This is a genomic window from Prosthecobacter sp. (assembly GCF_044378005.1).
Taxonomy (GTDB): domain Bacteria; phylum Verrucomicrobiota; class Verrucomicrobiia; order Verrucomicrobiales; family Verrucomicrobiaceae; genus Prosthecobacter.
This window is the reverse complement of the sequence record NZ_JBILYB010000301.1, coordinates 1-3,299: the sequence shown is the minus strand read 5'-3', so window position 1 is coordinate 3,299 and position 3,299 is coordinate 1. Positions and strand designations below refer to the sequence as shown.

At 58.4% G+C, this 3,299-nt stretch carries 3 protein-coding genes; 1 reads left to right on the top strand and 2 read right to left on the bottom strand.

Going from position 1 to position 3,299, the window contains the following annotated elements; genetic code table 11:
• The first annotated feature begins 507 nt into the window (after positions 1-507).
• Positions 508-2,271, top strand: coding sequence for a hypothetical protein (locus tag AC6FTP_RS26480; RefSeq protein WP_497209898.1), 1,764 nt, complete (start codon positions 508-510; stop codon positions 2,269-2,271).
• Between the two features lie 21 nt (positions 2,272-2,292).
• Here the strand turns inward: AC6FTP_RS26480 and AC6FTP_RS26475 are convergent, their stop codons facing one another.
• Together AC6FTP_RS26475 and AC6FTP_RS26470 are read right to left on the bottom strand one after the other, a co-directional pair.
• Positions 2,293-2,631: a rhodanese-like domain-containing protein gene (locus tag AC6FTP_RS26475; RefSeq protein WP_497209897.1), complete on the bottom strand. Its 339-nt coding sequence runs from the start codon at positions 2,629-2,631 to the stop codon at positions 2,293-2,295.
• 12 nt (positions 2,632-2,643) lie between these two features.
• On the bottom strand, positions 2,644-3,299 hold a 656-nt coding region (locus AC6FTP_RS26470), incomplete at its 5' end, for a L,D-transpeptidase family protein (RefSeq protein ID WP_497209896.1).

Below are 3,299 nucleotides of genomic sequence, written 5' to 3'. Positions count from 1 at the left end.
TTTTGAGCCGCTCTTTGAGCGGCCCCCACCATGCGAAGCGTTGTGTTTTCATCGGTCGCCTTATTTACACCACCCCTTCAACTTTGCCAATCGACAGGTTTTCAAACACGGCCTAATTACTGTCACGCTGGGACCAATTAAGTCTCAGTGGGATAGGTTTAACTCTGAATTGAGATCATATTTATGAAGATTGAAGAGTTTCGCAGGTGTGGGCAGCGCGGCGACGAATGGAAGAACGAGGTAAGCACTGAGGCCCTAATCTGAGAGCAGGGAATATAGAGGCCGAAGCATAATAAAGGCTCCCGCAACTTGTTTTCATCTCGTGACAAGTTTTCGCGTTACCTTACTCTCGCTCGCATGCCACGCCTCTTGTTTATCCTGACCTGCTTCATGGGTTTCTGCATCAGCCTAACTCCAATGGACGCGGCCACGCCACAAACTCATCTCGTCCTGTGGGGACAGCTTAATTATGACAGCCAAACTGATTCTACAGCGCGATTCCGTAACGTGAAAGCCATCTTGGCTGGGTTCGATTATACCCTCGAATTGAAGAACAACGGTACGGTTGTGTCTTCGGGATATAGTTTTTCAGGCCAAGCGATGGTGCCTGCGGGCCTCAGTGGCGTCAAAGCCATGGAGGCGGGTCTTTCTTACATCGTAGCACTGAAGGACGATGGGACCGTCGTGACTTGGGGAGACAATGATTATGGTCAAACCATGGTGCCAGTGGGTCTCACTGGCGTAAAAGCCATCGCGGCGGGTGATAGCCATATCGTCGCGCTGAAGAACGACGGCACCGTCGTGGCTTGGGGAAGGAACGTTAACGGCCAAATGACGGTGCCAGTCGGCCTCAACAACGTAAAAGCCATCGCGGCGGGCGGTTACCATATCGTCGCGCTGAAGAAGGACGGCACTGTGGTGGCTTGGGGAGACAATAGCTGGGACCAGACGACTGTGCCAACGGGCCTCAGCGGCGTGACAGCCATCGCGGCGGGCGGTCTATATACCGTCGCGCTGAAGAACGACGGCACTGTGGTAGCTTGGGGAGACTATAGGTGGAACCAAACAACGGTGCCTGTGGGACTAAGTGGAGTGAAAGCTATCGCGGCGGGCAGCCATCATTCCCTCGCGCTGAAGGGCGACGGCACGGTGGTGGCTTGGGGTGACGTAACGGCGTCGCTGGTGCCTGCGGACCTCAGTGGCGTGACATCTATCGCAGCTAATGACGAACAAAGCGTGGCGTTCATCAAGCCTCAAGCTGCAGCAAACGTTCACATCTTTCCCGGTGATGGAACCGTCACCATCGGACAGGGACTGATGTTCGTGGCTTCCATTCCTTCGGGAACCCCTCCTTTCACCTACCAATGGCGGAGGAACGGTGTGCCGATCCCCAAGGCCACGAACGCCACGCTGGTGCTGACGAATCTCCAGCGCAGCCAGGAGGGTGTTTATGATGTGGTGGTAAAGAATGCTGTCGGCGTGGCTCTTTCCAATGCCTCGCGTTTATCGTTCCCGCCCTTGGTGCCTATCACTGCCGCTCCGGTGGATGTGGACGTGAATCCAGCAGGCACCGGCAGCTTCAGCGTGGACGTTCCCGGCGCCACGGCCTGGCAATGGCTGAGGAATGGTGTGGTGATCAGGAATGCTACGAGCAGCACCCTGAATGTGATGAACGTGGATGCCAGCTCCGCCGGACTTTACAGCGTGACCGTGACCACCCCTGCTGGAAAGATCACCACCTCCCCTGCCCAACTGCGCGTCAATGACACCGGCCTGCTGATCTACAAACTCACGGGCACCGGCACGGCTTATGCTGGCGCCACGGCGACGACCGGCGCAGTGACGGGCTTCCTGGTGCTGGATCGTGCCGGACAGCGCGGCGGGTTTCTTTTTAACAGCAAGAGCGGCAGTCAAAACATCCATCGCCTGGAGGTGCATGAAGACCTGAATACGCAGAGTACGGGCCCCGTGCCCAAAACCCAGACGGTGGTTAGTGAACTGGTGGGAGGTGAATATTCCCTATGGCTGAATGGCACGGATGGCCTGCTGACCGTTGGCAAGACGGACAAAGCTGTGGGCCCCGCCACGCTGAAAGGCCACGCCAACTCCATCGACTTCGGGCAGACACTACGTCTGGAAACCGTGAGCCTGACGGCGGCGCTGGATGCCCTGAACAGCGCCCCTGCGCGATTGGATGGCGAGGCTCTAGAGCAGGGGCTGAATCGCCTGTCTCAAGACTTGCAGTCCAAGGGCTCGGCACTGGTGGAGTAACGTCGAGAACGTGACCGTGCCTCAATACCTCGGCACTTCGGTATCGACGAGTTCGGACCAGGCGTCGATCCCGCCGCGCATGGACTGCGTCTGGCGGAAGCCATGCTGGCGCAGCCAGTTGGCGGCACGCTGGCTTCTCATGCCGTGGTGGCAGTAGATGATGATGTGCTGATTCACATCCGCGAAGCGCTGCGGGGCCAGCTCGCCGAACTGCGATAGCGGCACCAGTTCAGCATTCGGCAGGCGGCAGATCTGCCATTCATCCTGCTCGCGGCAGTCGATGATGCGCGGCTGCTGCCCAGGCCTGCCGAGCAGGTAGCTCACATCATCCACGCTGACTTCGAGAGGCAGATCGTTCATGGCAGGCTCGACTTAGGGGCGGACGGTGACAGGCGTGCCTTGGGACACGTTGTTGTAGAAAATCGCGGCCATGTGGCCGGGCATGCGCACGCAGCCGTGGCTGGCGGGATAGCCGGGGAGGAAGCCCTCGTGCATGCCGGTGCCGCCGCTGAAGCGCATGAAGTGATGCATCTTCGAGCCTTCGAAGCGGGTGCCTGGAGGTGCTTTGTCTTTCGAGATGTCGATGTTCGCCACCACGACCTGACCGTTGGCATCGACGAAGTCACCATAGAGGTTGGACTTATGCCATTGGTCCTTCTGGATGATTTTGAAGTTCCCTTTGATCGTCGTGTGCTTCTCATCACCCGTAGAAAGGGCCGACACGCCAGCAAGGGAACCGCCTTTGTAGAAATAAGCCTTCTGGTCGCTGAGGTCGATCACGATGCTGGGCGCGCCCGCCATGCCATCGCCATCCCAGTAGGAGACGAGGTCTTGATTGTAGAGAGCCGAATGCGGCACGGTGGCGGGATTGAAGGCCTCCAGATACTGGGTCTGTTCACGCGAACCACTCGAGTTCGCGCATGAGGCCAGCGTGCAGAGCAGGGCGAGGGCGGTGAGACGTAGAAACAGGTCGTGTGTGAGCATCTCGATCAACGGGGGGCAGGGGACGGAAAGCGGCGCGGAGAATG